The sequence below is a fragment of the Pseudomonas sp. MWU12-2020 genome, from assembly GCF_023100605.1.
GTDB lineage: Bacteria > Pseudomonadota > Gammaproteobacteria > Pseudomonadales > Pseudomonadaceae > Aquipseudomonas > Aquipseudomonas fluorescens_H.
The window spans coordinates 20,694-44,893 of sequence record NZ_JALMEX010000011.1; the positions used below are offsets into that span (position 1 = coordinate 20,694).

Below are 24,200 nucleotides of genomic sequence, written 5' to 3' on the forward strand. Positions count from 1 at the left end.
CTCCAAATGGCGGGATAGTCTTGCGGGCAGACTTTCCAAAGGATTTTTATTTTGAGCAGGCCGCTTCCAAGCCATGGGTTACTTGATCGCGTTTTTCGGATTTTGTTTCCGGGTGTGATGCTTTTGTTGCTCAACGGTTGTTCCAGCGTCAGCTATTACAGCCAGTTGGCTGGCGGCCAGTTGCAGTTGCTGCGGGCGCGTGAGCCGGTGGCGAAGGTGATTGCCGACCCGAGCCGCGACGCAACATTGCGCGCGCACCTGGTCCAGTCGCAAAAGGCCCGAGTCTTCGCCAGTGAGCACTTGCACCTGCCGGACAACCAGAGCTATCGGCTGTACGCCGACATCGGCCGGCCCTATGTGGTGTGGAACGTGTTCGCCACTCCGGAGTTTTCCCTGACGCCCCAGAGCCATTGCTTCCCGATTGCCGGGTGCGTGGCCTACCGCGGCTATTACAGTCAGAGCGCGGCCCGTGGCGAGGCGGCGCTCCAGCGCCTGCAGGGCATGGACGTGTCGATTGGCGGCGTCGAGGCCTACTCGACGCTCGGCTGGTTCAATGACCCGATTCTCAATTCGATGATGGGCTGGGGCGACGAACGCGTGGCCACGCTGGTCTTTCACGAACTGGCGCATCAGCGCTTCTACGTGAAAGACGACACCGAGTTCAACGAGTCTTACGCCACCTTCGTCGAACAGGAAGGCACCCGCCAGTGGCGCGCGTTTCGCGGCTTGCCGCCGGAGAACAGCTCGTTGATCACCCAGCGCGACCAGTTCACCGTACTGGTGCTCGAGACCCGTTCACGTCTGGAGAAGCTCTATACGCAGCCGCTGCCAGCCGAACAGATGCGCGCACGCAAAGCGGCGGAGTTCGAGCGGTTTCGCCAGAATTACCGGGTGATGCGCGACAGCCAGTGGGGCGGCGACAAGCGTTATGACACTTGGGTCAATGCGCCATTGAATAATGCGCGGTTGTTGCCGTTCGGGCTGTATGACCAGTGGGTGCCGGCGTTTGCGGCGTTGTTCAGGCAGGTCGGGGGGGATTGGCCGCGGTTTTATGCTGAGGTCGAGAGGCTGGGTGAGCTGCCGGTGGCTGAGCGTAAGGCGGCACTTAGAGCGCTGGCCGAATCCTGATTGCGCATTGGCTGAACCGGCCCCTTCGCGAGCAAGCCCGCTCCCACAGTTGAAATGCATTCACTCTGTGGGAGCGGGCTTGCTCGCGAAGACTGACTGATCAGCGCCGCAAAAACGCCTGGTGCAACTCCGCCAGCGTTTCAAAGTGATAAGCCGGCGCCTCGGCACTCAACTCTTCAAAGCTGCCAAACCCATACCCCACCGCCGCCGCATCCACGCCATTGCTGCGCGCACCGATCAGGTCATGCTTGCGGTCGCCGATCATCAGCGTATTGGCCCGATCCAGCCCTTCTTCGGCGATCAGGTGCGCAATCAGCTCGACCTTGTTGGTTCGCGTGCCATCCAGCTCACTGCCGTAGATCACCTTGAAGTGTTTAGCGAAGTCGAAGTGCCGGGCGATTTCCCGGGCGAACTCCCAAGGTTTGGAGGTCGCGATATACAGCTGTCGCCCTTGCCCGTTCAGGGTTTCCAGCAGCGGCGTGACACCCTCGAATACGCGGTTTTCGTACAGGCCGGTGACCTTGAAGCGCTCGCGGTAAAAATTCACCGCTTGCCAGGCCTTGGCCTCGTCGAAGCCATAGAACTGCATGAACGCCTGCAACAGCGGCGGGCCGATGAAGTGTTCGAGCCTGGTCAGGTCCGGTTCGTCGATGCCGAGTTTGCTTAAGGCAAACTGGATGGAACGGGTGATGCCTTCACGCGGGTCGGTCAGGGTGCCATCGAGGTCGAACAGTACGGTCTGGTAATGCATGAGAAATCCTGAGCAGGTGTAAGTCGTTTCAGCGCTGGTCGTAGCCTTCGGCCAGATGCAGGTCCTTGAGCTTCACGTAGTTCGCCGCGCTGTAGGTGAAGAAGGCTTGTTCCTTGTCGGTCAGCGGGCGGATCTGCTTCACCGGGCTGCCCACGTAGAGGAAGCCACTTTCCAGGCGCTTGCCCGGCGGCACCAGGCTGCCGGCGCCGATGATCACATCATCCTCGACCACCGCGCCGTCCATGACGATGCTGCCCATGCCGATCAACACGCGACTGCCAACGCTGCAGCCATGCAGCATGACCTTGTGGGCGATGGTCACGTCATTGCCGATCAGCAGCGGGAAACCATCCGGGTTGAACGGGCCGGCGTGGGTGATGTGTAGCACGCAGCCGTCCTGCACGCTGGTGCGCGCACCGATGCGGATGCGGTGCATGTCGCCACGGATCACGGTCAGCGGCCACACGGAGCTGTCTTCGCCGATTTCGACGTCGCCGATCACCACCGCCGAGGCGTCGACAAACGCGCCTTTGCCGAGTTGCGGGGTGTGATTCTGGTACTTGCGAACGGGCACGATAAGTTCTCTCTCTGTCGCCGATAGCTGCGGTGAGTGTCGATTGTAATTAAGATGGGCGCATGTTTCTTCCAGCCAAGGTGCCAACCGTGAGCGTGAACAACCCTCTTCTGCAGTCCTACGACCTGCCGCCGTTCTCCACGATCCGTGCCGAACACGTGCTGCCAGCCATCGAAACGATCCTGGCCGACAACCGCGCCGCCATTGCCGAAATCCTCAAGACCCAGGGCCAGAATCCGACGTGGGCCGGCCTGGTGCTGGCGATGGACGAACTCAACGATCGCCTCGGCGCTGCCTGGAGCCCGGTCAGCCACCTCAACGCCGTGTGCAACAGCGCTGAACTGCGCGAAGCCTACGAGTCGTGCCTGCCAGCCCTGAGCGCCTACTCCACTGAGATGGGCCAGAACCGCGAACTGTTCCAGGCTTATGAAGCGTTGGCCAACAGCCCGGAAGCCGCCGGTTTCGATGTGGCGCAAAAAACCATTCTGGAACACGCCCTGCGCGATTTCCGTCTGTCGGGTATCGACCTGCCGGAAGCCGAACAGAAGCGTTACGCCGAAGTGCAGAGCAAACTGTCCGAGCTGGGCAGCCGCTTCTCCAACCAGTTGCTCGACGCCACGCAAGCCTGGACCAAGCACATCACCGACGAAGCCGCCCTCGCCGGCCTGACCGATTCGGCCAAGGCGCAAATGGCCGCCGCCGCGCAGGCCAAAGGCCTCGACGGCTGGCTGATCACCCTGGAATTCCCGAGCTACTACGCGGTGATGACCTACGCCCAGGACCGTGCGCTGCGTGAAGAAGTCTACGCCGCCTACTGCACCCGTGCGTCGGATCAAGGCCCGAACGCCGGTCAGAACGACAACGGCCCGGTGATGGAAGAGATCCTCGACCTGCGTCAGGAGCTGGCCAAGCTGTTGGGCTTCGCCAGTTTCGCCGAGCTGAGCCTGGCGACCAAAATGGCCGAGTCCAGCGATCAGGTGCTGAGCTTCCTGCGCGACCTGGCCAAGCGCAGCAAGCCGTTCGCTGCGCAGGATCTGCAGCAGCTGCGCGCCTACGCCGCCGAACAGGGCTGCGCTGATCTGCAAAGCTGGGACAGCGGTTTCTACGGGGAAAAACTCCGCGAGCAACGCTACAGCGTCGCTCAGGAAACCCTGCGCGCCTACTTCCCGATCGATAAAGTCCTCGGCGGTCTGTTCGCTATCGTCCAGCGCCTGTATGGCATCGAAATCGCTGAACTGAAAGGCTTCGATACCTGGCACCCGGACGTGCGCCTGTTCGAAATCAAGGAAAACGGCCAGCACGTCGGCCGCTTCTTCTTTGACCTGTATGCCCGCGCCAACAAGCGCGGCGGTGCGTGGATGGACGGCGCCCGCGACCGTCGCCGCACCGTCGACGGCGTGCTGCAAAGCCCGGTGGCGAACCTGGTGTGCAACTTCACCCCGGCCGACAGCGGCAAGCCTGCGCTGCTGACCCACGATGAAGTGACCACCCTGTTCCATGAATTCGGTCATGGCCTGCATCATCTGCTGACCCGTGTCGATCACGCCGGTGTCTCCGGGATCAACGGCGTGGCGTGGGATGCGGTCGAGCTGCCAAGCCAGTTCATGGAAAACTGGTGCTGGGAGCCGGAAGGCCTGGCGCTGATCTCCGGTCACTACGAAACCGGCGAACCACTGCCGCAAGACCTGCTGGAAAAAATGCTCGCAGCGAAGAACTTCCAGTCCGGGCTGATGATGGTGCGGCAGCTGGAATTCTCGCTGTTCGACTTCGAACTGCACGCCACCCACGGTGACGGTCGCAGCGTGGCCCAGGTGCTGGAGGGCGTGCGCGATGAGGTGTCGGTGATGCGTCCACCGGCGTACAACCGCTTCCCCAACAGCTTCGCGCACATCTTCGCCGGCGGTTACGCGGCGGGTTACTACAGCTACAAGTGGGCGGAAGTGCTGTCAGCCGATGCCTTCTCCAGGTTCGAAGAAGACGGCGTGCTCAACGCCGAGACCGGGCGCGCCTTCCGCGAAGCGATTCTGGCGCGCGGCGGTTCGCAGGCGCCGATGGTGCTGTTCGTCGACTTCCGTGGCCGTGAGCCATCGATTGACGCACTCTTGCGCCATAGCGGCCTGAGTGAGGACGCAGCAGCATGAGTGAGGCACCTGTGATTACCAAGAAGCGCTTTATCGCCGGGGCTGTCTGCCCGGCGTGCAGCGAGCCGGACAAACTGATGATGTGGAACGAGGACAGCGTGCCACACCGCGAGTGCGTGGCCTGCGGTTACTCGGATACGCTGAACGAGCAGGGGTTGTCGGTTCCCAAGGAGTTGGGCACGCGGGTCAATACCAGCGCGCTCAAGCCGGCGGCGGACAAGACGGTCCAGGCCGTGCAGTTTTTCCCGAATCCGAAACTGAAGAAAAAGTCCGAAGACTGAGCCGGCGATTGACCCTCCACGGTGCAATGCCGTGGAGGGTGCGGCTTACTTGAGGTTGACCGACTGGAACCAGCTCTTCATCGAGCAGGTGGCAAAGGCACTGGTGCTGCAATCGCCGTTGGCCAGCGCGGTGCGCAGTTTGTCGACATCAGCCTGCATCACGTAGCGCACGCTATCTTTGAAGTGACCGCTTTCGCCAAAACCACCTTCGGTCATTTCGCGCAACGCGTCTTCCTTGCTCCAGCCCTGCACCACAATCCGGTACATCGCCGCCATCAGGCCGGTGCGGTCGGAACCATGCTTGCAATGCATTAGCACCGGGCCGTTGGTTTCGGCAGCCTGAATCGCGCGCAGGGTCTTGAGCACATCGCTGTCATCAACGTGGTTGGTGCGATACGGCAACTGCACCTGATTGATACCCGGCTCGGACAACCAATTGCTGTCAGCTTCCGGCAGGAAATTGATCACCGTCACCACTTTCAGATTTTTCAACAACGGCACCACGCCGCCATCCGGCAAGGCACTGCGGTAGAGCGTGGGCGACATCTGGAACAGGTTGTATTGCACTTCCACCGGCTGCGCCCACTCCGGCGGGCGCGACGGCGCTGAGGCGTCAGCCTGGGCCGGCATCAAATGCAGCAGGGCAACAAGCGACAAACACAAAGCAGAAAAAAGGCGCACTCGAGACATGCTGGGCTGACCGTATCGGGATTCATCAATGTAAGGTCCCGTAGTTTCCAGGGATGAGGGTCAAAGCCCTGTGAGGCACTTGTCAAAGAATCGTGAATCCGCACGATTTCATTGAGCGCCAGATAAAAAATGGCGGCTTTTTCCGCTGAATCGGTTCATCCCGATGTGTAGCCTGCTACCATTTGTCACACGATGTTGCAGGCGTCCCCCTTTTCCCGGTCAAGCACCGGGCCACGCCGCGACGAAAAAATGCTCAAGCCGTTCGCAGAAACGGACAACCATCAATGCCTGATGAGGTGCACCCCCATGTCTGATGCAGATCGAGACAACCCCCGGCGTGAGTTCCTGCGCAAATCCCTGACCCTGATTCCCGTGGTCACCCTCGCCGGTACCGGTCTGGGCAGCAGCGTGTTGCAAGCTGCGCCTGAGGCTACCCCGGCGGCGCCAGCAGCCACACCGGCCAAGGCGGACGCCAGTGCTTATCAGCCGAGCTATTTCACCGCCGAGGAATGGGCCTTCATCAACGCCGCCGCGGCGCAATTGATCCCCAACGACGAGCAAGGCCCGGGCGCCCTGGAAGCCGGCGTGCCGGAATACATCGACCGCCAGATGAACACCCCGTACGCTGCCGGTGCCCTGTGGTACATGCAAGGCCCGTTCAACGCCGACGCCGCGCCGGAGATGGGCTGGCAGAGCAAACTGGTGCCAAAAGAGATCTATCGCCTGGGCATCGCCGCGACGGATCAGTGGGCAAAATCGCTCAACGGTAAAACATTTGCCGAGCAAGACAGCGCTACCCGAGACGATCTGCTCAAGCAACTTGAAGCCGGAAAACCGCAGTTCGATGCGGTTCCCGCGAAGATTTTCTTCAGCCTGCTGCTGCAAAACACCAAGGAAGGGTTCTTCTGCGACCCGATCCACGGTGGCAATAAAGGCATGGTCGGCTGGACCATGATCGGCTTCCCCGGCGCCCGCGCCGATTTCATGGATTGGGTGGAACGCAACGAGCAATACCCCTTCCCGGCAGTTTCGATTCGCGGCGAGAGGGCTTGAGCATGGCAACGGTAATGAAGAAGGTCGACGCAGTGATCGTCGGTTTCGGCTGGACTGGCGCGATCATGGCCAAGGAGCTGACCGAAGCCGGGCTCAACGTGCTGGCGCTGGAGCGCGGGCCGATGCAGGACACCTATCCCGACGGCAACTATCCGCAGGTGATCGACGAACTCACCTACAGCGTGCGCAAAAAACTCTTTCAGGACATCTCGAAAGAAACCGTCACCATCCGCCACAGCGTCAACGACATTGCCCTGCCGAACCGCCAGTTGGGGGCGTTCCTGCCGGGCAATGGTGTCGGCGGCGCCGGTCTGCACTGGTCGGGCGTGCACTTTCGCGTCGATCCGATCGAACTGCGCATGCGCAGCCATTACGAAGAACGCTACGGCAAGAGTTTCATCCCCAAGGACATGACCATCCAGGACTTCGGCGTCAGCTATGAAGAGCTGGAGCCGTTCTTCGATTTCGCCGAAAAAGTCTTCGGCACCTCCGGCCAGGCCTGGACCGTGAAAGGCCAACTGGTCGGTCAGGGCAAGGGCGGTAACCCGTACGCACCGGATCGCTCCAATCCGTTCCCGCTGGAAGCGCAGAAGAACACCGTTTCCGCACAACTGTTCGGCAAAGCGGCGACAGAAGTCGGTTACAAACCCTACAACCTGCCTTCGGCGAATACTTCAGGCCCTTACACCAATCCCTACGGCGCGCAGATGGGCCCGTGCAACTTCTGCGGATTCTGCAGCGGTTACGTTTGCTACATGTATTCCAAGGCTTCGCCGAATGTGAACATTCTGCCGGCGCTGCGTCCGCTGCCGAATTTCGAACTGCGGCCCAACGCCCATGTGCTGCGGGTCAACCTCGACAGCACCAAGTCCAAAGCCACCGGCGTGACTTACATCGACGGCCAGGGCCGCGAGATCGAGCAACCGGCGGATCTGGTGATCCTCGGCGCCTTCCAGCTGCACAACGTGCGCCTGATGCTGCTCTCGGGCATTGGCAAACCGTACGACCCGATCAGCGGCGAAGGCGTGGTCGGGCGTAACTTCGCCTACCAGAACATGGCGACCATCAAGGCGTTCTTCGACAAGGACACCCACACCAACAACTTCATCGGCGCCGGCGGCAACGGCGTGGCGCTGGACGATTTCAACGCCGACAACTTCGACCACGGTCCGCACGGCTTCGTCGGCGGCTCACCGATGTGGGTCAACCAGGCGGGCAGCCGTCCGATTGCCGGCACTTCGAACCCGCCCGGCACCCCGGCCTGGGGCAGCCAGTGGAAACGCGCGACCGCCGATTACTACACCCATCAGGTGTCGATGGACGCCCACGGCGCGCATCAGTCCTACCGTGGCAACTACCTCGATCTGGACCCGGTGTACCGCGACGCCTACGGTTTGCCGCTGCTGCGCATGACCTTCGACTGGCAGGAAAACGACATCAAGATGAACCGCTTCATGGTCGAGAAGATGGGCAAGGTCGCCCAAGCCATGGGCCCGAAAGCCATCGCGGTGATCGGCAAGCAGGTCGGTGATCACTTCAACACCGCGGCCTACCAGACCACCCACCTCAACGGTGGCGCGATCATGGGCACCGATCCGAAGAAGAGTGCTCTGAACCGTTACTTGCAGAGCTGGGACGTGCACAACGTGTTCGTGCCGGGAGCTTCGGCATTCCCGCAGGGCCTGGGTTACAACCCGACCGGGCTGGTGGCGGCGTTGACCTACTGGTCGGCCAAGGCGATTCGCGAGCAGTACCTGAAAAACCCCGGCCCGCTGGTTCAGGCTTAAGGAGCGATGACCATGAAAAATCTCGTTATCGCCACCCTGGCCCTGCTCGGCAGTGCTGCCGTGCACGCCGCCGACGTCGATCAAGCGTTGATCAAACAAGGCGAATACCTCGCCCGCGCGGGTGACTGCGTGGCCTGCCACACCGCCAAGGGCGGCAAACCGTTCGCCGGCGGCCTGCCGATGGAAACGCCGATCGGCACGATCTATTCGACCAACATCACCCCGGACAAAACCGGTGTCGGTGATTACAGCTTCGAGGACTTCGACAAAGCGGTGCGCCACGGCGTCGCCAAAAACGGCAGCACGTTGTACCCGGCAATGCCGTATCCGTCCTACGCCCGGGTCAGCGAGGGCGATATGAAAGCGCTGTACGCTTACTTCATGCACGGCGTCGAACCGGTGGCCCAAGAGAACAAGGCCAGCGACATTCCATGGCCGCTGAGCATGCGCTGGCCGCTGATGGGCTGGCGCTGGCTGTTCGCGCCGAAGGTCGAGGACTACAAGGCCACCTCGGATGATCCGGTGATCGACCGCGGCGCCTATCTGGTCGAAGGCCTCGGCCATTGCGGCGCCTGCCACACGCCACGGGCCCTGACCATGCAGGAAAAATCCCTGAGCGCCACCGACGGCAAGAACTTCCTCGCCGGCAGTGCGCCGCTGGAAGGCTGGATCGCCAAGAGTTTGCGCGCTGATCACAAGGATGGCCTGGGCAGCTGGAGCGAAGCGCAACTGGTGCAATTCCTCAAGACCGGGCGCAGCGACCGCAGTGCAGTGTTCGGCGGCATGAGCGATGTGGTCACCCACAGCATGCAGTACATGACCGATGCCGACCTGACGGCTATTGCTCGTTACCTCAAGTCGCTGCCGGCAGTTGATCCAAACGATCAGCCGCACCAGTACGACGAGAAAGCGGCCAAAGCCCTGTGGAACGGCGACGACAGCCAGCGCGGCGCGGCGGTGTACATCGACAACTGCGCGGCCTGCCACCGTACCGACGGCCATGGCTACACCCGAGTGTTCCCGGCGCTGGCGGGCAATCCGGTGCTGCAATCGGAAGACCCGACCTCGCTGATCCACATCGTGCTCAAGGGCGGCACCCTGCCGGCCACACACACCGCGCCATCGACCTTCACCATGCCGGCGTACGCCTGGCGGTTGTCGGATCAGGAAGTGGCGGATGTGGTGAGTTTCATTCGTGGCAGCTGGGGCAACAAAGGGGCACCGGTCAAGGCCAGTGATGTGGCCGCGCTGCGCAAGGATGATATGCAGACCACGTCCGGTGATGACCTCGGTCAGGTGACGCAACACAACAACTGAGCAATCGCCCGACGGCACTAGTCAGATGTGCTACGCCCCGATACTGTGTGCATATACAGTATCGGGGCGTTTTCATGTCTACTCCATTGCCACCTCGCGGTCGCGGCACCGCGACCAACCCGCACAACCGCTTTGCGCCGAATCGCTCGGTGGTCGAGGACGACGGCTGGTACCACGAAGTGCCCGAGACGCAGAACACCGAGGTGATGATCGAGACCGCGAAAACCATCATCACCCGCAACACCTCGCCTGACCTGCCGTTCGACCGCTCGATCAATCCCTACCGCGGCTGCGAGCACGGTTGCATCTATTGCTATGCACGACCGAGCCACGCCTATTGGGACATGTCGCCGGGGCTGGATTTCGAAACCCGGCTGATCGCCAAGACCAACGCCGCCCAGGTGCTTGAGGAACAGTTGAGCAAACGCGGTTACCAATGCGCGCCGATCAATCTGGGTTCCAACACCGATCCGTATCAGCCCATCGAACGCGAGCACAAGATCACCCGCCAGACCCTCGAAGTGCTGCTGCGCTACCGGCATCCGGTGACCATTGTCACCAAGGGTTCGCTGATCCTGCGCGACCTCGACCTGCTCACCGAACTGGCGCAGCAACGACTGGTGGCGGTGATGATCAGCCTTACCACGCTGGACGACGAACTCAAACGCATCCTCGAACCCCGTGCCGCCGCGCCCAAAGCCCGCTTACGAGCGATCCGGGTGATGCGCGAGGCGGGGATTCCCGTGGGGGTGCTGTGTTCGCCAATGATTCCGATGATCAACGACAGCGAAATCGAAAGCCTGCTGGCCGAAGCCCACGCCGCTGGCGCGCAAAGCGCCGCCTACATGATGTTGCGCCTGCCGCTGGAGGTGGCGCCGCTGTTCGAGGAATGGCTGCAGGCGCACTATCCGCAGCGGGCCGCCCATGTCCTGAGCCTGATCCGCCAGAGCCGTGGCGGCGAGCTCTACGACAGCCGTTTCGGCGCGAGGATGCGCGGCGAGGGGCCGTTTGCCGACCTGCTGGCGCAGCGTTTCGCCAAAGCCATTAAACGTCTCGGTTTGAACCACCGTGAAGGCTACAACCTCGATTGCGCGGCCTTCTGTCCGCCGGGTCGCCAGATGTCATTGATTTAGCGACAATCAGCCTACGGTTGATGGGTTGGAATCCTTCCGTCGAAACACGCCAGTCACGTTTTTTGTGATCTGGAACACACGTTCTAGAGCGCTTGATTCAGTTTGAGTTAAGTTTCGGCGGCTACCTTGTTCATCGAGTGACTGACGGGTCGGGATGGCCCGGATGTTTTAAACAGCCACTGGCTTCATACCGGAATACACGGGAACGACTCCCCGAATCCGCCAAAGAGGATGAATCATGAGTGACAAGGATAAACAGCCGTTGGCTGCGTCGGCGCAAGCCGTCCCTGGGGCGGCATCCGCCGATGCAGCGCTGCGAACGATCGTTGACGGCTTTTTGCATTTTCATCATGAGGTCTTCCCCCAACAGGAAGAACTCTTCAAGAAACTCGCCACGGCGCAATCGCCACGGGCAATGTTCATCACCTGTGCCGACTCGCGCATCGTGCCCGAGCTGATCACCCAGAGCTCCCCCGGTGATCTGTTCGTGACCCGTAACGTCGGCAACGTCGTGCCGCCTTACGGCCAGATGAACGGCGGCGTTTCCACCGCCATCGAATACGCGGTACTGGCACTGGGCGTGCAGCACATCATCATCTGCGGCCATTCCGATTGCGGCGCCATGCGTGCGGTACTCAACCCGGACAGCCTGGAAAAAATGCCGACGGTCAAAGCCTGGTTGCGCCACGCCGAAGTGGCAAAAACCATGGTGCACGAAAACTGTAACTGCACCGACGAAAAAGAAAGCATGCCGATCCTCACCGAGGAGAACGTCATCGCCCAACTGCAGCACTTGCGTACCCATCCTTCGGTAGCCTCACGCATGGCGAACGGTCAACTGTTCATCCATGGCTGGGTCTACAACATCGAAACCAGCGAAATCAAAGCTTACGACGCGGATCAGGGACGCTTCCTGCCGCTCGACGGCAGCCATCCGATTCCGGTGGCGACGCCCAAAGCGCGCTTCTAAATCTTCCTAAAAATCTGTGTGGTTTGACGCCGGCCGCTGTTTCAGCGGCCCGGCCTCGCCATGCCTGAAGAAAACTTCGGGAGAGTCACCATGCGTGCTGCTCAATTGAAAGCGGTTCTGCCACGGGAGCTGCTGGCTTCGGTGGTGGTGTTTCTGGTCGCGCTGCCGCTGTGCATGGGCATTGCGATTGCGTCAGGGTTGCCGCCAGCCAAAGGCCTGATCACCGGGATCATCGGTGGCGTGGTGGTCGGTTGGCTGGCGGGTTCGCCGTTACAGGTCAGCGGGCCGGCGGCGGGTCTGGCAGTGCTGGTATTCGAGCTGGTGCGCCAGCACGGGATCGAGATGCTCGGGCCGATTCTGTTGCTCGCCGGGTTCCTGCAACTGGTGGCCGGGCGCCTGAAGCTCGGTTGCTGGTTTCGGGTCACGGCACCAGCGGTGGTCTACGGCATGCTCGCCGGGATCGGCGTGCTGATCGTGCTCTCACAAGTGCACGTGATGCTCGATGCCAAGCCACAACCGTCCGGCCTGGATAACCTCACGGCCTTCCCCGGCGCGGTGGCGCAGGCCTTGCCGTCGTTCGGCTGGCAGGCCGGGTTGCTCGGGCTGGCGACCATTGCGGTGATGTGGCTGTGGGAGAAGTTTCGCCCGCATTCGCTGCGCTTCATTCCCGGCGCGCTGCTCGGTGTCGGTCTGGCCACGGGTGCCAGCCTGCTGCTGGCGCTGCAGGTCAAACGCGTCGAGGTGCCGGAGAATCTGGCCGAAGCCATCGACTGGCTGAAACCGGCGGACCTGCTCAGCCTCGCCGACCCGACCCTGCTGATCGCTGCGTTTGCCGTGGCGTTTATCGCCAGCGCCGAAACGCTGTTGTCCGCCGCCGCGGTGGATCGCATGCACAACGGCGTGCGCTCGGACTTCGACCGTGAACTGTCAGCGCAAGGTGTCGGCAACATGCTCTGCGGTCTGGTCGGTGCGCTGCCGATGACCGGGGTGATCGTGCGCAGTTCGGCCAACGTCCAGGCCGGCGCGACCACCCGTTACTCGACGATCTTCCATGGTCTGTGGCTGCTGGCATTCGTGCTGTTGCTGTCGAGCGTGCTGCAGAGCATTCCGGTCGCGAGTCTGGCGGGGGTGCTGGTGTACACCGGTTTCAAACTGGTGGACTTGAAAGCGTTTCGCGGCCTGGGCCGTTACGGGCGGATGCCGATGTTCACCTACGCCGCCACGGCGCTGGCGATCATCTTCACCGACCTGCTGACCGGTGTGTTGATCGGTTTCGGTTTGACGATGTTGAAACTGGCCTTCAAGGCCTCGCGCCTGAAGATCAGCCTGATCGACCTGCCGCAGGACGGCGAGATGGAATTGCGTCTGGTCGGTGCGGCGACCTTTCTCAAGGTGCCGGCGCTGACTCAGGTGCTGGGCAGCATTCCGGCGGGCACGACGGTGCATGTGCCGCTCAATAACCTGAGCTACATCGACCATTCGTGTCTGGAGTTACTGGAAGAGTGGGGCCGGGCGAATGCGGCGAAGGGGTCGAAGCTGTTGATCGAGTCGCGCGGGTTGAAGCGACGGCTTGAAGGTAGGGTTCGGACTAATACCGGGATCGGTGCGGCTGGTTAAATCCCCCGCTTGCAAAGAACCCCTGTGGGAGGGGGCTTGCTCCCGAAGGCGGTGGATCAGTCGATATTGATATTGACTGACCCACCGCCTTCGGGAGCAAGCCCCCTCCCACAATTGGGATTTGTACCGGGCTTTGAATCAGGCGGCTGGCTGATCCAGCTCCAGACCCACACCCAGGCGACGGCCCATGCACGGCCAGCGCTTCCACGCGGCACCGGTATCCGGGCTGCTCAGTTTGTCGCGGTAGGCCTCTACCGATTCCAGCGCAAAACTATCGTCGTCGAGCATCTCGTCGATGGCGTGATGCACCACTTCGTCCAGTTGATTGGCAAATTCCTCACCGAGCAATTGGTGAGCAATCAGATTGGCGACCGTCATGTCCAAGGGGATCAGTGGCTGGCCGAGGTGCTTGATGTACAGGTCGTTGACCTCTTCGACAAAGCGGTGCGCCAGATAGGCTTCGTCCAGCAGGCTGTCCAGGCCGACCGGCGGCTGAAGGAAGTACTGCTCGGCGATTTTCAGCACCGGTTTGATCTGCGACTCGATTCCCGCTTCCCTGGCAACTTCATTGGCTGCGTCCAGCATGTCTGGTACTTCGTCGATATAGGCGGTGACGAATTTCGTCAACGCTTCTTCGCGGTTAGCGTCCGGCAACTGAATGGCGGAATGCAAATGAGGCAACTTGGCTTCCAGCTGACGCTTGAGGCGTCCGGTTTCATTTTCGGTTTGTCGGGCTTTTTGGATCTGCTCGCGCAATGCGGCGGTGTTCATGAAAACTCCAGGAAACAAGGCAATGAAATAGGGAAGACATAACTTAGCTGGCTTACGAAAAATGCTAAGACGCATTTGTCATAATTATTTCATCCTTGATACACCTGCGTTATATCGGTTTGCCACCACTCGTCTGCATCCTTCTCCATTCGTGCCCTTGAGCGCAAGTCCCGGCTGTTTCAGATCATTTACGCGATCGCGTTGCAATTCTCCGCCGCTGTCTATACTCGCCATTGAATGGAGTTAGCTGATGACGCCCGACTGCACCCGCAGCAAGGCCCGGCGATTCAAGTTCGTAGTCTGATGCAGCCGCTCCCTTGCCGCGGGCCGAAGCCGGCGGGATAACAAGAACGATAAGGGGAACCCGCAATGATGCGACATCCACACGTCTGGATGGGCCTCCTGTTGTGGTCGATTTTCAGCCCGGCCAATGCGGCCTGGACTGTGAATATGGCGCCTGGAGCGACTGAAATCAGTCACGCAGTATTCGACCTGCACATGACCATTTTCTGGATCTGTGTGGTGATCGGGATCATCGTCTTCGGCGCCATGTTCTGGTCGATGATCGTGCATCGCCGCTCGACCGGGCAGGTCGCCGCAAAATTCCACGAAAGTACCACCGTCGAGATTCTCTGGACCGTCGTGCCGTTCCTGATCCTGGTGGCGATGGCCGTGCCGGCGACCGCTACTTTGATCCGCATGTACGACACCAGTGAACCGGATATCGATATCCAGATCACCGGTTACCAGTGGAAGTGGCACTACAAATACCTCGGTCAGGATGTCGAGTTCTTCAGCAACCTGGCCACCCCCGCCGAACAGATCCACAACAAGGAAGCCAAGGGCGAGCACTACCTGCTCGAAGTCGACAAGCCGCTGGTGCTGCCGGTCGGCGCCAAGGTGCGCTTCCTCGTGACTTCCGCCGACGTCATCCACTCGTGGTGGGTGCCGGCCTTCGCGGTCAAGCGCGATGCGATCCCCGGGTTCGTCAACGAAGCCTGGACGCGCATCGACAAGCCCGGAATCTACCGCGGGCAGTGCGCCGAATTGTGCGGCAAGGATCACGGCTTCATGCCGATCGTGGTCGACGTCAAAGAGAAGCCCGATTACGACAAATGGCTGGCCGACCGCAAGGCCGAAGCCGCGCAGCTCAAAGAGCTGACCAGCAAGGAATGGACCCTCGACGAACTCAAAGAGCGCGGCGACAAGATCTATCACACCACCTGCGTGGCCTGTCACCAGGCCGAGGGCCAGGGTCTGCCGCCGATGTTCCCGGCGCTCAAGGGCTCGCCGATTGCCACCGGGCCGAAAGCCGACCACCTGCACCGCGTGTACTTTGGCAAGCCCGGCACCGCGATGGCGGCGTTCGGCAAGCAGCTGTCGGAAGTCGATATCGCAGCGGTCGTGACCTACGAACGTAACGCCTGGGGCAACAACAAGGGCGACATGGTCACGCCAAAAGAAGTGCTGGAGCTCAAACAGGCGGAAAGCAAATGAGCCGGTCTATCGCGTACTTCGTGAACCGGCCGGGGCAACGCGCCCTGGCCAGCCCCGTCCACTCACGTAAAGGAGACCGGCCATGAGCGCTGTAATCGATGACCACGGTCATGCCGACCACGCCCACGGCCCCGCCAAAGGCCTGATGCGCTGGGTGCTGACCACCAACCACAAGGATATCGGCACGCTGTACCTGTGGTTTGCGTTCTGCATGTTCCTGCTCGGCGGCTCGTTCGCCATGGTGATCCGCGCCGAACTGTTCCAGCCCGGGCTGCAGATCGTCGAACCGGCGTTCTTCAACCAGATGACCACCATGCACGGCCTGGTGATGGTGTTCGGGGCGGTGATGCCGGCGTTCGTCGGCCTCGCCAACTGGATGATCCCGTTGATGATCGGCGCGCCGGACATGGCCCTGCCTCGGATGAACAACTTCAGCTTCTGGCTGCTGCCGGCGGCGTTTCTGCTGCTGGTCTCGACCCTGTTCATGCCGGGTGGCGGACCGAACTTCGGCTGGACGTTCTACGCGCCGCTGTCCACCACCTACGCGCCGGAAAGCGTCACCTACTTCATCTTCGCCATCCACCTGATGGGGATCAGTTCGATCATGGGCGCGATCAACGTGATCGCCACCATCCTCAACCTGCGCGCCCCCGGCATGACCCTGATGAAAATGCCGCTGTTCGTCTGGACCTGGCTGATCACCGCGTTCCTGCTGATCGCGGTGATGCCAGTGCTGGCCGGTTGCGTGACGATGATGCTGATGGACATCCACTTCGGCACCAGTTTCTTCAGCGCCGCCGGTGGCGGTGACCCGGTGCTGTTCCAGCACGTGTTCTGGTTCTTCGGCCATCCCGAGGTGTACATCATGATCCTGCCGGCCTTCGGCGCCGTCAGCCAGATCATCCCGACCTTCTCGCGCAAGCCGCTGTTCGGCTACACCTCGATGGTCTACGCCACGGCGAGCATCGCGTTCCTGTCATTCATCGTCTGGGCGCACCACATGTTCGTGGTCGGCATCCCGCTGGTGGGCGAGTTGTTTTTCATGTACGCGACCATGCTCATCGCCGTGCCGACCGGGGTGAAAGTGTTCAACTGGGCCAGCACCATGTGGCAAGGCTCGCTGACCTTCGAGACACCGATGCTGTTCGCCGTGGCGTTCGTGATCCTGTTCTCGATCGGCGGTTTCTCCGGGCTGATGCTGGCCATTGCCCCGGCGGACTTCCAGTACCAGGACACCTACTTCGTGGTCGCGCACTTCCACTACGTGCTGGTGCCGGGGGCGATCTTCGGGATCTTTGCCTCAGCCTATTACTGGCTGCCGAAGTGGACCGGGCACATGTACGACGAAACCCTCGGCAAGCTGCACTTCTGGCTGTCGTTCGTCGGCATGAACCTGACTTTCTTCCCGATGCACTTTGTCGGGCTGGCGGGGATGCCGCGACGGATTCCGGACTACAACCTGCAGTTCGCCGACTTCAACATGGTCTCGTCGATCGGCGCTTTCATGTTCGGAACCACGCAGATCTTCTTCCTGTTCATCGTGATCAAGACCATCCGTGGCGGCGAACCGGCACCGGCCAAACCGTGGGATGGCGCCGAAGGCCTGGAGTGGAGCGTGCCGTCACCGGCGCCGTATCACACCTTTACTACGCCGCCGGAAGTGAAATGAAACGCTTCTCTGCTGACACATCCCCTGTGGCGAGGGAGCTTGCTCCCGCTTGGGTGCGCAGCGCCCAGACAATCTTTGGGGCTGCTGCGCAACCCAGCGGGAGCAAGCTCCCTCGCCACAAAGGCTCACTCGCACCTTCGAGGGAGGCATGACTCATGGCTGACTCGATCTCGCTGAAAAAACTGGTCACCCGCCTGCTCGGCGTGGTGGTGGCAATGTTTGTCTTCGGTTTTGCCCTGGTGCCGATCTACGACGTGATGTGCAAGGCCTTCGGCATCAACGGCAAAACCGCCGGGCAGTACGAGGGTGAGCAGGTGGTGGATAACTCGCGGCAGGTGCGCGTGCAGTTTCTGTCGATGAACAACGCCGACATGCCGTGGGAGTTCTACCCCAAGGGTGAGGAACTGGTGACCCATCCCGGCGGCGTAAACGAGATGATCTTCGTCGCCCGCAACCCCACCGACAAACCGATGAGCGCCCAGGCCGTGCCGAGTATCGCACCCAGCGAAGCGGCGGCGTATTTCCACAAGACCGAATGCTTTTGCTTTACCCAGCAGGTGCTGCAGCCCGGTCAGCAGATCGAGATGCCGATGCGTTTCATCATTGACCGCGACATGCCCAAGGACGTGAAGCACCTGACGCTGTCCTACACGCTGTTCGATATCACCGCCCGTCATCCACCGGTGGCTGCAAACACTGGCGGTTAAGCGTGCCCGATAAGGAGAACAATAAATGGCAACTCATGAGCACTATTACGTTCCGGCCCAGAGCAAATGGCCAATCGTCGCCACCATCGGCATGGTCACCACCGTGTACGGCCTGGCGACCTGGTTCAACGATCTGAAGGCTGCGCGCCCGGAATCCCACGGCCCGTACATCTTTTTCGTCGGCGGACTGTTGCTGGCGTACATGCTGTTCGGCTGGTTCGGTGCGGTGATCAAGGAAAGTCGCGCCGGGCTGTACAGCCCGCAGCTGGATCGCTCGTTCCGCTGGGGCATGAGCTGGTTCATCTTCTCCGAGGTGATGTTCTTCGTCGCCTTCTTCGGTGCGCTGTTTTACGTGCGGCACATTTCCGGCCCGGCGCTGGGTGGCGAAGGCCCGAAAGGCATCGCGCACATGCTCTGGCCGAACTTCCAGTTCACCTGGCCGCTGCTGCACACCCCGGACCCGAAACTGTTCCCGCCGCCCAAGGAAGTCATCAGCCCGTGGGGCCTGCCGCTGATCAACACGATTCTGCTGGTCAGCTCCAGCGTGACCATCACCATCGCCCACCACGCCTTGAAAAAAGGCCATCGCGGTGCGCTGAAAATCTGGCTGGCGATCACCGTGCTGCTGGGCTGCGGCTTCCTCGCGTTGCAGGCCGAGGAGTACATGCACGCCTATCACGAACTGGGTTTGACGCTGGGTTCGGGCATTTACGGCGCGACGTTCTTCATGCTCACCGGTTTCCACGGCGCCCACGTGACCATCGGCACGATCATTCTGTTCGTGATGCTGATGCGCATCATGAAGGGCCATTTCGATGCCGAGCATCAGTTCGGCTTCGAGGCGGCGAGCTGGTACTGGCACTTCGTCGATGTGGTGTGGATCGGCTTGTTCGTCTTCGTTTACGTACTCTGAGCGCTGCTCACCAAGGCGCGTGCGACACCAGTTGGCCGCTGTAGAAGCCCCAGGCAATCAGGCCGACGGTGGCCGCGGCCAATGCCACCCGAACACTCAAGGCGATCACCAGGCGATTGGAACTGCTGTCGTCCTTGACCAGGAAAAACAGGCCGCTGAACAGGCTGATCACCGTGGCAATCAGCAGCAGGACGATGGCTGCTTTGAGCATGGAAAGACTCCGGGGGACAGGCGATGCAGTTGAGTATAGCGATCGCGACGACTGACTTTGTGGCGCGGCCATGAAGCGCTTCCGGCCGGGCGTGATACCGACCGTGGTGGTGGCATTGCTGTTGCCGCTGCTGGTGTCGCTGGGTTTCTGGCAACTGGGCCGGGGGGCGGAGAAAACCGCCCTGCTCGCCACTTACGCCGAGCGCCGCGCGGCTGATCCGATGGCCAGCAGCGAATTGCTGCACAGCGCCGACCCGGCCTTTCGCCGCGTGCATCTGCACGGCCAGTTCGATGGCGCCCACAGCCTGCTGCTCGACAACCGCCAGCGCAACGGCAAGGTCGGTATCGAGCTGCTGCAACCGTTTCAGGATCGGGCCACCGGCCAGTGGCTGCTGGTCAATCGCGGCTGGCTGCCATGGCCGGATCGCCGGGTGACGCCGCAATTCGCAACCCCAACCGACGCGGTCAACCTGGATGCCTGGGTCTACGTCGCCCCCGGCGCGACCTTTCAGTTGCACGCCGACCCGGCCAGCAGCACCTGGCCGCAAACGATCACCGCCGTGGAGCCGGCCAAGCTGTGGAAAACCCTCGAACGCGACGGCTTCGCCTACGAACTTCGTGCCGAACCCGGCCCCGCCAGCTATGAGGCCGACTGGCCGGTCGTCGCCATGGGCCCGGAAAAACACCTTGGATACGCCGTGCAGTGGTTCGCCATGGCCACCGCCCTGCTCGGCCTCTACCTCTACCTTGGATTGCACAACGCAAAGGAGAAACACCATGGGAACGGCCATGAATCCACCCAGCATGTCTGAGGCGAAAACCCCGGCCACCCGCCGCCGCGGGCGGATTCAGCTGCTGCTGATTCTGCTCGGCGTGGTCGGCCCGATGGTGCTGGCGACCGGCATGTACAAACTGCAGTTCTGGGTACCGGAAGGTCGCAGCTACCACGGCGAACTGATCGGCAACGGCCAGACCCGTGCCGACCTCGGCGTACAAGCCGATGAACAGCGCTGGCAGATGCTGGTGACCGCGCCGAAGGATTGCGCGGTGGACTGCCAGCAACTGGTGTACCTCGCCCGGCAGATCCAGATCGGCCTCGGTCGCGACGCCGGTCGCGCCAGCCACGCCCTCGCCGCCGCGCAACCGTTGAGCGCCGACTACGAGGCCAAGCTGACCCGCGAATATCCGCAGCTGCAACGCTATCCACTGGACAGCGCTGCGTTCAGCAAGGCCACCGGCGACAAGGCCACGCCGCAACTGTGGATCATCGACCCCCACGGCAACCTGGTGCTGCGCTACGACCCGAGCGTGAAGGGCAAGGATCTGCTCAACGACCTGCGCCACCTGCTGAAACTGTCGAACATCGGATAAGGGCATCGTCATGGCCAAACCTGGATTTCGCCTCGCGTTGTTTGCCACCCTGCTGGCACTGATCGTCGTGCTGCTCGGCGCCTACACCCGCCTGACCCACGCAGGCTTGGGCTGTCCGGACTGGCCGGGCTGTTACGGTTTTATCAGCGTGCCGAAAAGCGAAGCCCAACTGGCGCATGCCGAGCTGCATTACCCCGACTCGCCGGTGGTGGCGCACAAGGGCTGGAACGAGATGATCCACCGCTACTTCGCCGGCACTCTCGGCCTGCTGATTTCGATTCTGGCTGGACGCGCCTGGGTCAATCGTCGTCATCCGGGGCAGCCGCTGAAGCTGCCACTGTTTCTGCTGGCCGTGGTGTTCGCCCAAGCGGCGTTCGGCATGTGGACGGTGACGCTCAAGCTCTGGCCGCAAGTGGTCACCGGGCATCTGCTCGGCGGCTTTGCGACATTGAGTCTGCTGTTCCTGCTGACCTTGCGCCTGTCCGGCGTGCTGCCGGCGCTGACCGTGCCCAAACGCTTGCAGTACTGGGCGACGGCGGGGCTGCTGCTGGTGATCGGCCAGATTGCCCTCGGCGGCTGGGTCAGCTCCAACTACGCGGCGGTGGCCTGCATCGACTTCCCGACCTGCCACGGCCAGTGGCTGCCACCGGCGGACTTCGCCAACGGCTTTCACCTGACCCAACACATCGGCCCCAATTATCTCGGCGGACAACTCGACAGCGATGCGCGCACGGCGATTCACCTGACCCACCGCATCGGCGCGCTGCTGGTGACGATCGTCCTGCTCGGTCTGGCCTGGCAACTGAAAGCCGTCGGCATGACCCGACTCGCCGGGCTGGTGCTGGTCGCCCTCGGCGCACAGATCACCCTCGGTATCAGCAACGTATTGTTCCATCTGCCGCTGCCGGTGGCCGTGGCCCACAACGCCGGTGGTGCAGCGCTGCTGCTGACCATGGTGCTGGTCAATTATCACGCGCGCACCAGTCTGGTTCGGGTCAAACAGCCGGTGCTCGCCCGCTGGCGCCTCAGCCCGCGCAAACACGTGGCGGCGCCCATCACCATTAAAGGAGAAACGCCATGGCGCTTCTGATCGGCGAACGTCCCGCGCAAGCGCTGTGGCGTGACTATCTGGAGCTGACCAAGCCGAAAGTGGTGGTGCTGATGCTGATCACCTCGCTGGTCGGCATGTTCCTCGCGACCCGCGCCGGGGTGCCGTGGACGGTGCTGGTGTTCGGCAATCTGGGGATTGCGTTGTGTGCCGGCGGCGCGGCGGCGGTCAATCATGTGGTGGATCGGCGTATCGACGCGGTAATGGCGCGCACGCACAAACGGCCATTGGCCGAGGGCCGGGTTTCACCGGCAGCAGCGCTGACCTTTGCGCTGGTGCTGGCGCTGCTCGGGCAAGCGATGCTGCTGACCTTCACCAATGCGCTGACCGCGTGGCTGACCCTCGCTTCGTTACTCGGCTACGCGGTGATCTACACCGGTTTCCTCAAACGCGCGACGCCACAGAACATCGTCATCGGCGGTCTTGCCGGCGCCGCTCCTCCGCTGCTCGGCTGGACCGCCGCCACCGGCCATGTCAGCGCCGAACCGTTGCTGCTGGTGCTGATCATCTTCGCCTGGACCCCGCCGCACTTCTGGGCGCTGGCGATCCATCGCAAGGAGGAATACGCCAAGGCCGACATCCCGATGCTGCCGGTGACCCACGGCGAGCACTACACCAAGGTGCATATTCTGCTGTACACCTTCGCGCTGCTCGCGGTGAGCCTGCTGCCGTACGTGATTCACATGAGCGGCGTGCTCTACCTGATCTGCGCCCTCGCGCTGGGCGCAAGGTTTCTGCAATGGGCCGTGGTGCTGTACCGTGGCACTCGGCCGCACGCGGCGATCAACACCTTCAAGTACTCTATTTATTACTTGTTCCTGTTGTTCATCGCCCTGCTCGTAGACCACTACTTACTGTTGAACCTATGACTCGAACCCAGAAAACCGTCTTCATCCTCGTCGCCGTGATCGCGCTGATCCTGGGACTTACCGTCAACAAAGTGCTGAGTGGCAAGGGCCAGGGCGACCCCACCGCGCTGATCGACGCCGGCATCATCCTGCTACCGCAGAGCCGCACGTTGCCGGGCGTGACCATGACCAATCAGGACGGCCAGCCGGTCGCCATCGACGAGTTGAAAGGCAAGTGGAGCCTGCTGTTTTTCGGCTACACCTTCTGCCCGGACATCTGCCCGACCACCCTCGCCCAACTGCGCCAGATCAAGAGCGAGTTGCCCAAGGATGCTGTGGATAAACTGCAGATCGTGCTGGTCAGCGTCGACCCGAATCGCGACACCCCGCAGCAGTTGAAGCAGTACCTGGGTTACTTCGATCCGCAGTTCGTCGGCCTGACGCCGAAGTCGATCGACGAACTGCAGAAGGTCGCCAATGCGGTGAGTATTCCGTTCATTCCGGCCGATACCAGCAAACCGAATTACACCGTCGACCACAGCGGCAACCTGGCGGTGATCGGCCCGGACGGTACGCAGCGCGGCTTTATTCGGGCGCCGCTGAACAACGCCAAACTGGTGGCGCAACTGCCGGTGATGCTCAACCGCAAGTAAGACCAACAGAGATCCCCTGTGGGAGCGGGCTTGCTCGCGAATGCGGTGGGTCAGATAAAGAAATGTTGGCTGACACACCGCTTTCGCGAGCAAGCCCGCTCCCACAAGGACGGTGTTTCAGGCAAAAAAAGGGGGCGCTCATGGCGCCCCCTTTTTTTTGCAGCAATCTAAATCAGAACGCCGGCAACACCGCGCCTTTGTACTTCTCGGTGATGAATTTCTTCACTTCCGGGCTGTGCAGCGCAGCAGCCAGTTTCTGCATCGCGGCGCTGTCCTTGTTGTCGGCACGGGACACCAGGATGTTGACGTACGGCGAGTCGTTGCCTTCGATCACCAGCGCGTCCTTGGACGGATCGAGCTTGGCTTCCAGCGCGTAGTTGGTGTTGATCAGCGCCAAATCGACCTGGGTCAGCACGCGCGGGATGGTCGCGGCTTCCAGCTCACGGATTTTCAGGTCTTTCGGGTTCTGCGCGATGTCTTTCGGGGTCGACAGAATGTTGGTCGGATCCTTCAGGGTGATCAGGCCGGCCTTGGCCAGCAGCAACAGCGCACGGCCGCCGTTGGTGGCGTCGTTCGGAATCACCACGTTGGCGCCGCTTGGCAGGTCTTTCAGATCCTTGATCTTGCTCGAGTAGGCGCCCAGCGGCTCCAGGTGCACGCCGGTCACAGCCACCAGGTTGGTGCCCTTGGCCTTGTTGAACTCATCGAGGTACGGCTGGTGCTGGAAGAAGTTGGCGTCCAGACGCTTTTCGGCCACCTGTACGTTCGGCTGAATGTAGTCGGTGAAGACCTTGACCTTCAGCTCCACGCCTTCTTTGGCCAGGGCCGGCTTCACGAATTCGAGGATTTCCGCGTGCGGCACCGGGGTGGCGGCAACGGTCAGGGTTTCAGCGTGGGCCGAAAATGCGGCTACGGCAGCGAAAGCAGCGATCAGTTTTTTCATTCAGCTAACTCCTTATAAGGCGCCCGTGTGGCGCCTGCCAGCGAATGGCCGGCTCATCTCTTGATTAC

General features: G+C 61.6%; 24 protein-coding genes. 18 read left to right on the forward strand and 6 right to left on the reverse strand.

Features of this window, described 5'->3' with window-relative positions:
• The first annotated feature begins 51 nt into the window (after positions 1-51).
• The gene (locus M0814_RS22100; protein ID WP_103483945.1) at positions 52-1,128 is read left to right on the forward strand and encodes an aminopeptidase; all 1,077 of its coding nucleotides are present in this window, start codon (positions 52-54) and stop codon (positions 1,126-1,128) included.
• 100 nt (positions 1,129-1,228) lie between these two features.
• Here the strand turns inward: M0814_RS22100 and M0814_RS22105 are convergent, their stop codons facing one another.
• Together M0814_RS22105 and M0814_RS22110 are read right to left on the reverse strand one after the other, a co-directional pair.
• Positions 1,229-1,879 carry an HAD family hydrolase gene (locus M0814_RS22105; protein ID WP_103483946.1) on the reverse strand — a complete coding sequence of 217 codons (651 nt, stop codon included), beginning with the start codon at positions 1,877-1,879 and terminating at the stop codon, positions 1,229-1,231.
• A gap of 28 nt (positions 1,880-1,907) precedes the next feature.
• On the reverse strand, positions 1,908-2,453 hold the full coding sequence (locus M0814_RS22110) for a gamma carbonic anhydrase family protein (RefSeq protein WP_103483947.1): 546 nt from the start codon (positions 2,451-2,453) through the stop codon (positions 1,908-1,910).
• A 62-nt stretch (positions 2,454-2,515) separates the two neighbouring features.
• Here M0814_RS22110 and prlC point away from each other — a divergent pair, with 62 nt between their 5' ends.
• Positions 2,516-4,594, forward strand: a complete 2,079-nt coding sequence (gene prlC / locus M0814_RS22115; protein ID WP_177434762.1) for an oligopeptidase A — start codon at positions 2,516-2,518, stop codon at positions 4,592-4,594.
• Positions 4,591-4,875, forward strand: coding sequence for a YheV family putative zinc ribbon protein (locus M0814_RS22120; RefSeq protein WP_003220371.1), 285 nt, complete (start codon positions 4,591-4,593; stop codon positions 4,873-4,875). The genes prlC and M0814_RS22120 overlap by 4 nt, the downstream gene beginning before the upstream one ends.
• 45 nt (positions 4,876-4,920) lie before the next feature.
• Here M0814_RS22120 and M0814_RS22125 read toward each other — a convergent pair whose 3' ends face one another.
• A complete protein-coding gene (locus tag M0814_RS22125; RefSeq protein WP_103483948.1) occupies positions 4,921-5,565 on the reverse strand; it encodes a dual specificity protein phosphatase family protein in 645 nt (214 codons plus the stop codon).
• A gap of 306 nt (positions 5,566-5,871) precedes the next feature.
• On the opposite strand from M0814_RS22125, the gene M0814_RS22130 reads away from it, so the two are divergent.
• The 6 genes from M0814_RS22130 to M0814_RS22155 all read left to right on the forward strand — a co-directional run bounded on the left by M0814_RS22130 (position 5,872) and on the right by M0814_RS22155 (position 13,442).
• Positions 5,872-6,618 (forward strand): gluconate 2-dehydrogenase subunit 3 family protein, encoded by a 747-nt coding sequence (locus M0814_RS22130; RefSeq protein WP_103483949.1) that lies wholly within the window; start codon positions 5,872-5,874, stop codon positions 6,616-6,618.
• Positions 6,619-6,620: 2 nt separating this feature from the next.
• A complete protein-coding gene (locus tag M0814_RS22135) occupies positions 6,621-8,405 on the forward strand; it encodes a GMC family oxidoreductase (RefSeq protein ID WP_103483950.1) in 1,785 nt (594 codons plus the stop codon).
• A 12-nt stretch (positions 8,406-8,417) separates the two neighbouring features.
• Positions 8,418-9,722: a cytochrome c gene (locus tag M0814_RS22140; protein WP_103483951.1), complete on the forward strand. Its 1,305-nt coding sequence runs from the start codon at positions 8,418-8,420 to the stop codon at positions 9,720-9,722.
• A 74-nt stretch (positions 9,723-9,796) separates the two neighbouring features.
• Positions 9,797-10,855, forward strand: a complete 1,059-nt coding sequence (locus M0814_RS22145) for a PA0069 family radical SAM protein (protein ID WP_103483952.1) — start codon at positions 9,797-9,799, stop codon at positions 10,853-10,855.
• A 238-nt stretch (positions 10,856-11,093) separates the two neighbouring features.
• Positions 11,094-11,825: a carbonic anhydrase gene (locus M0814_RS22150; RefSeq protein WP_103483953.1), complete on the forward strand. Its 732-nt coding sequence runs from the start codon at positions 11,094-11,096 to the stop codon at positions 11,823-11,825.
• Between the two features lie 90 nt (positions 11,826-11,915).
• Positions 11,916-13,442, forward strand: coding sequence for a SulP family inorganic anion transporter (locus M0814_RS22155; RefSeq protein WP_103483954.1), 1,527 nt, complete (start codon positions 11,916-11,918; stop codon positions 13,440-13,442).
• Positions 13,443-13,580: 138 nt separating this feature from the next.
• Here M0814_RS22155 and M0814_RS22160 read toward each other — a convergent pair whose 3' ends face one another.
• Complete coding sequence (locus tag M0814_RS22160) at positions 13,581-14,213, reverse strand: hypothetical protein (protein ID WP_003220354.1); 633 nt, start codon at positions 14,211-14,213, stop codon at positions 13,581-13,583.
• 369 nt (positions 14,214-14,582) lie between these two features.
• On the opposite strand from M0814_RS22160, the gene coxB reads away from it, so the two are divergent.
• The 4 genes from coxB to M0814_RS22180 all read left to right on the forward strand — a co-directional run bounded on the left by coxB (position 14,583) and on the right by M0814_RS22180 (position 18,999).
• Positions 14,583-15,710 (forward strand): cytochrome c oxidase subunit II, encoded by a 1,128-nt coding sequence (gene coxB / locus M0814_RS22165; protein WP_003220352.1) that lies wholly within the window; start codon positions 14,583-14,585, stop codon positions 15,708-15,710.
• Between the two features lie 82 nt (positions 15,711-15,792).
• On the forward strand, positions 15,793-17,379 hold the full coding sequence (ctaD, locus tag M0814_RS22170) for a cytochrome c oxidase subunit I (protein WP_103483955.1): 1,587 nt from the start codon (positions 15,793-15,795) through the stop codon (positions 17,377-17,379).
• A gap of 155 nt (positions 17,380-17,534) precedes the next feature.
• On the forward strand, positions 17,535-18,086 hold the full coding sequence (locus M0814_RS22175) for a cytochrome c oxidase assembly protein (protein ID WP_003220348.1): 552 nt from the start codon (positions 17,535-17,537) through the stop codon (positions 18,084-18,086).
• Between the two features lie 25 nt (positions 18,087-18,111).
• Entirely contained in the window at positions 18,112-18,999 is an 888-nt protein-coding gene (locus tag M0814_RS22180; RefSeq protein ID WP_103483956.1) for a cytochrome c oxidase subunit 3, read from the forward strand.
• Positions 19,000-19,006: 7 nt separating this feature from the next.
• On the opposite strand, the gene M0814_RS22185 is transcribed toward M0814_RS22180, so the two are convergent.
• The gene (locus M0814_RS22185) at positions 19,007-19,210 is read right to left on the reverse strand and encodes a twin transmembrane helix small protein (protein ID WP_003220344.1); all 204 of its coding nucleotides are present in this window, start codon (positions 19,208-19,210) and stop codon (positions 19,007-19,009) included.
• 70 nt (positions 19,211-19,280) lie between these two features.
• Here M0814_RS22185 and M0814_RS22190 point away from each other — a divergent pair, with 70 nt between their 5' ends.
• The 5 genes from M0814_RS22190 to M0814_RS22210 are packed head-to-tail and all read left to right on the forward strand — an operon-like array spanning position 19,281 to position 23,189.
• Positions 19,281-20,021, forward strand: coding sequence for an SURF1 family protein (locus tag M0814_RS22190; RefSeq protein WP_103483957.1), 741 nt, complete (start codon positions 19,281-19,283; stop codon positions 20,019-20,021).
• Positions 19,987-20,580, forward strand: a complete 594-nt coding sequence (locus M0814_RS22195; protein ID WP_103484038.1) for a hypothetical protein — start codon at positions 19,987-19,989, stop codon at positions 20,578-20,580. Before M0814_RS22190 ends, M0814_RS22195 begins: the two co-directional genes overlap by 35 nt.
• Positions 20,581-20,590: 10 nt before the next feature.
• The gene (locus M0814_RS22200; protein WP_103483958.1) at positions 20,591-21,670 is read left to right on the forward strand and encodes a COX15/CtaA family protein; all 1,080 of its coding nucleotides are present in this window, start codon (positions 20,591-20,593) and stop codon (positions 21,668-21,670) included.
• Positions 21,658-22,557 (forward strand): heme o synthase, encoded by a 900-nt coding sequence (cyoE, locus tag M0814_RS22205; protein ID WP_003220336.1) that lies wholly within the window; start codon positions 21,658-21,660, stop codon positions 22,555-22,557. Before M0814_RS22200 ends, cyoE begins: the two co-directional genes overlap by 13 nt.
• Positions 22,554-23,189 (forward strand): SCO family protein, encoded by a 636-nt coding sequence (locus M0814_RS22210; protein WP_103483959.1) that lies wholly within the window; start codon positions 22,554-22,556, stop codon positions 23,187-23,189. The genes cyoE and M0814_RS22210 overlap by 4 nt, the downstream gene beginning before the upstream one ends.
• Before the next feature lie 172 nt (positions 23,190-23,361).
• Here M0814_RS22210 and M0814_RS22215 read toward each other — a convergent pair whose 3' ends face one another.
• Positions 23,362-24,132 (reverse strand): MetQ/NlpA family ABC transporter substrate-binding protein, encoded by a 771-nt coding sequence (locus M0814_RS22215; RefSeq protein ID WP_103483960.1) that lies wholly within the window; start codon positions 24,130-24,132, stop codon positions 23,362-23,364.
• Positions 24,133-24,200: the final 68 nt, after the last annotated feature.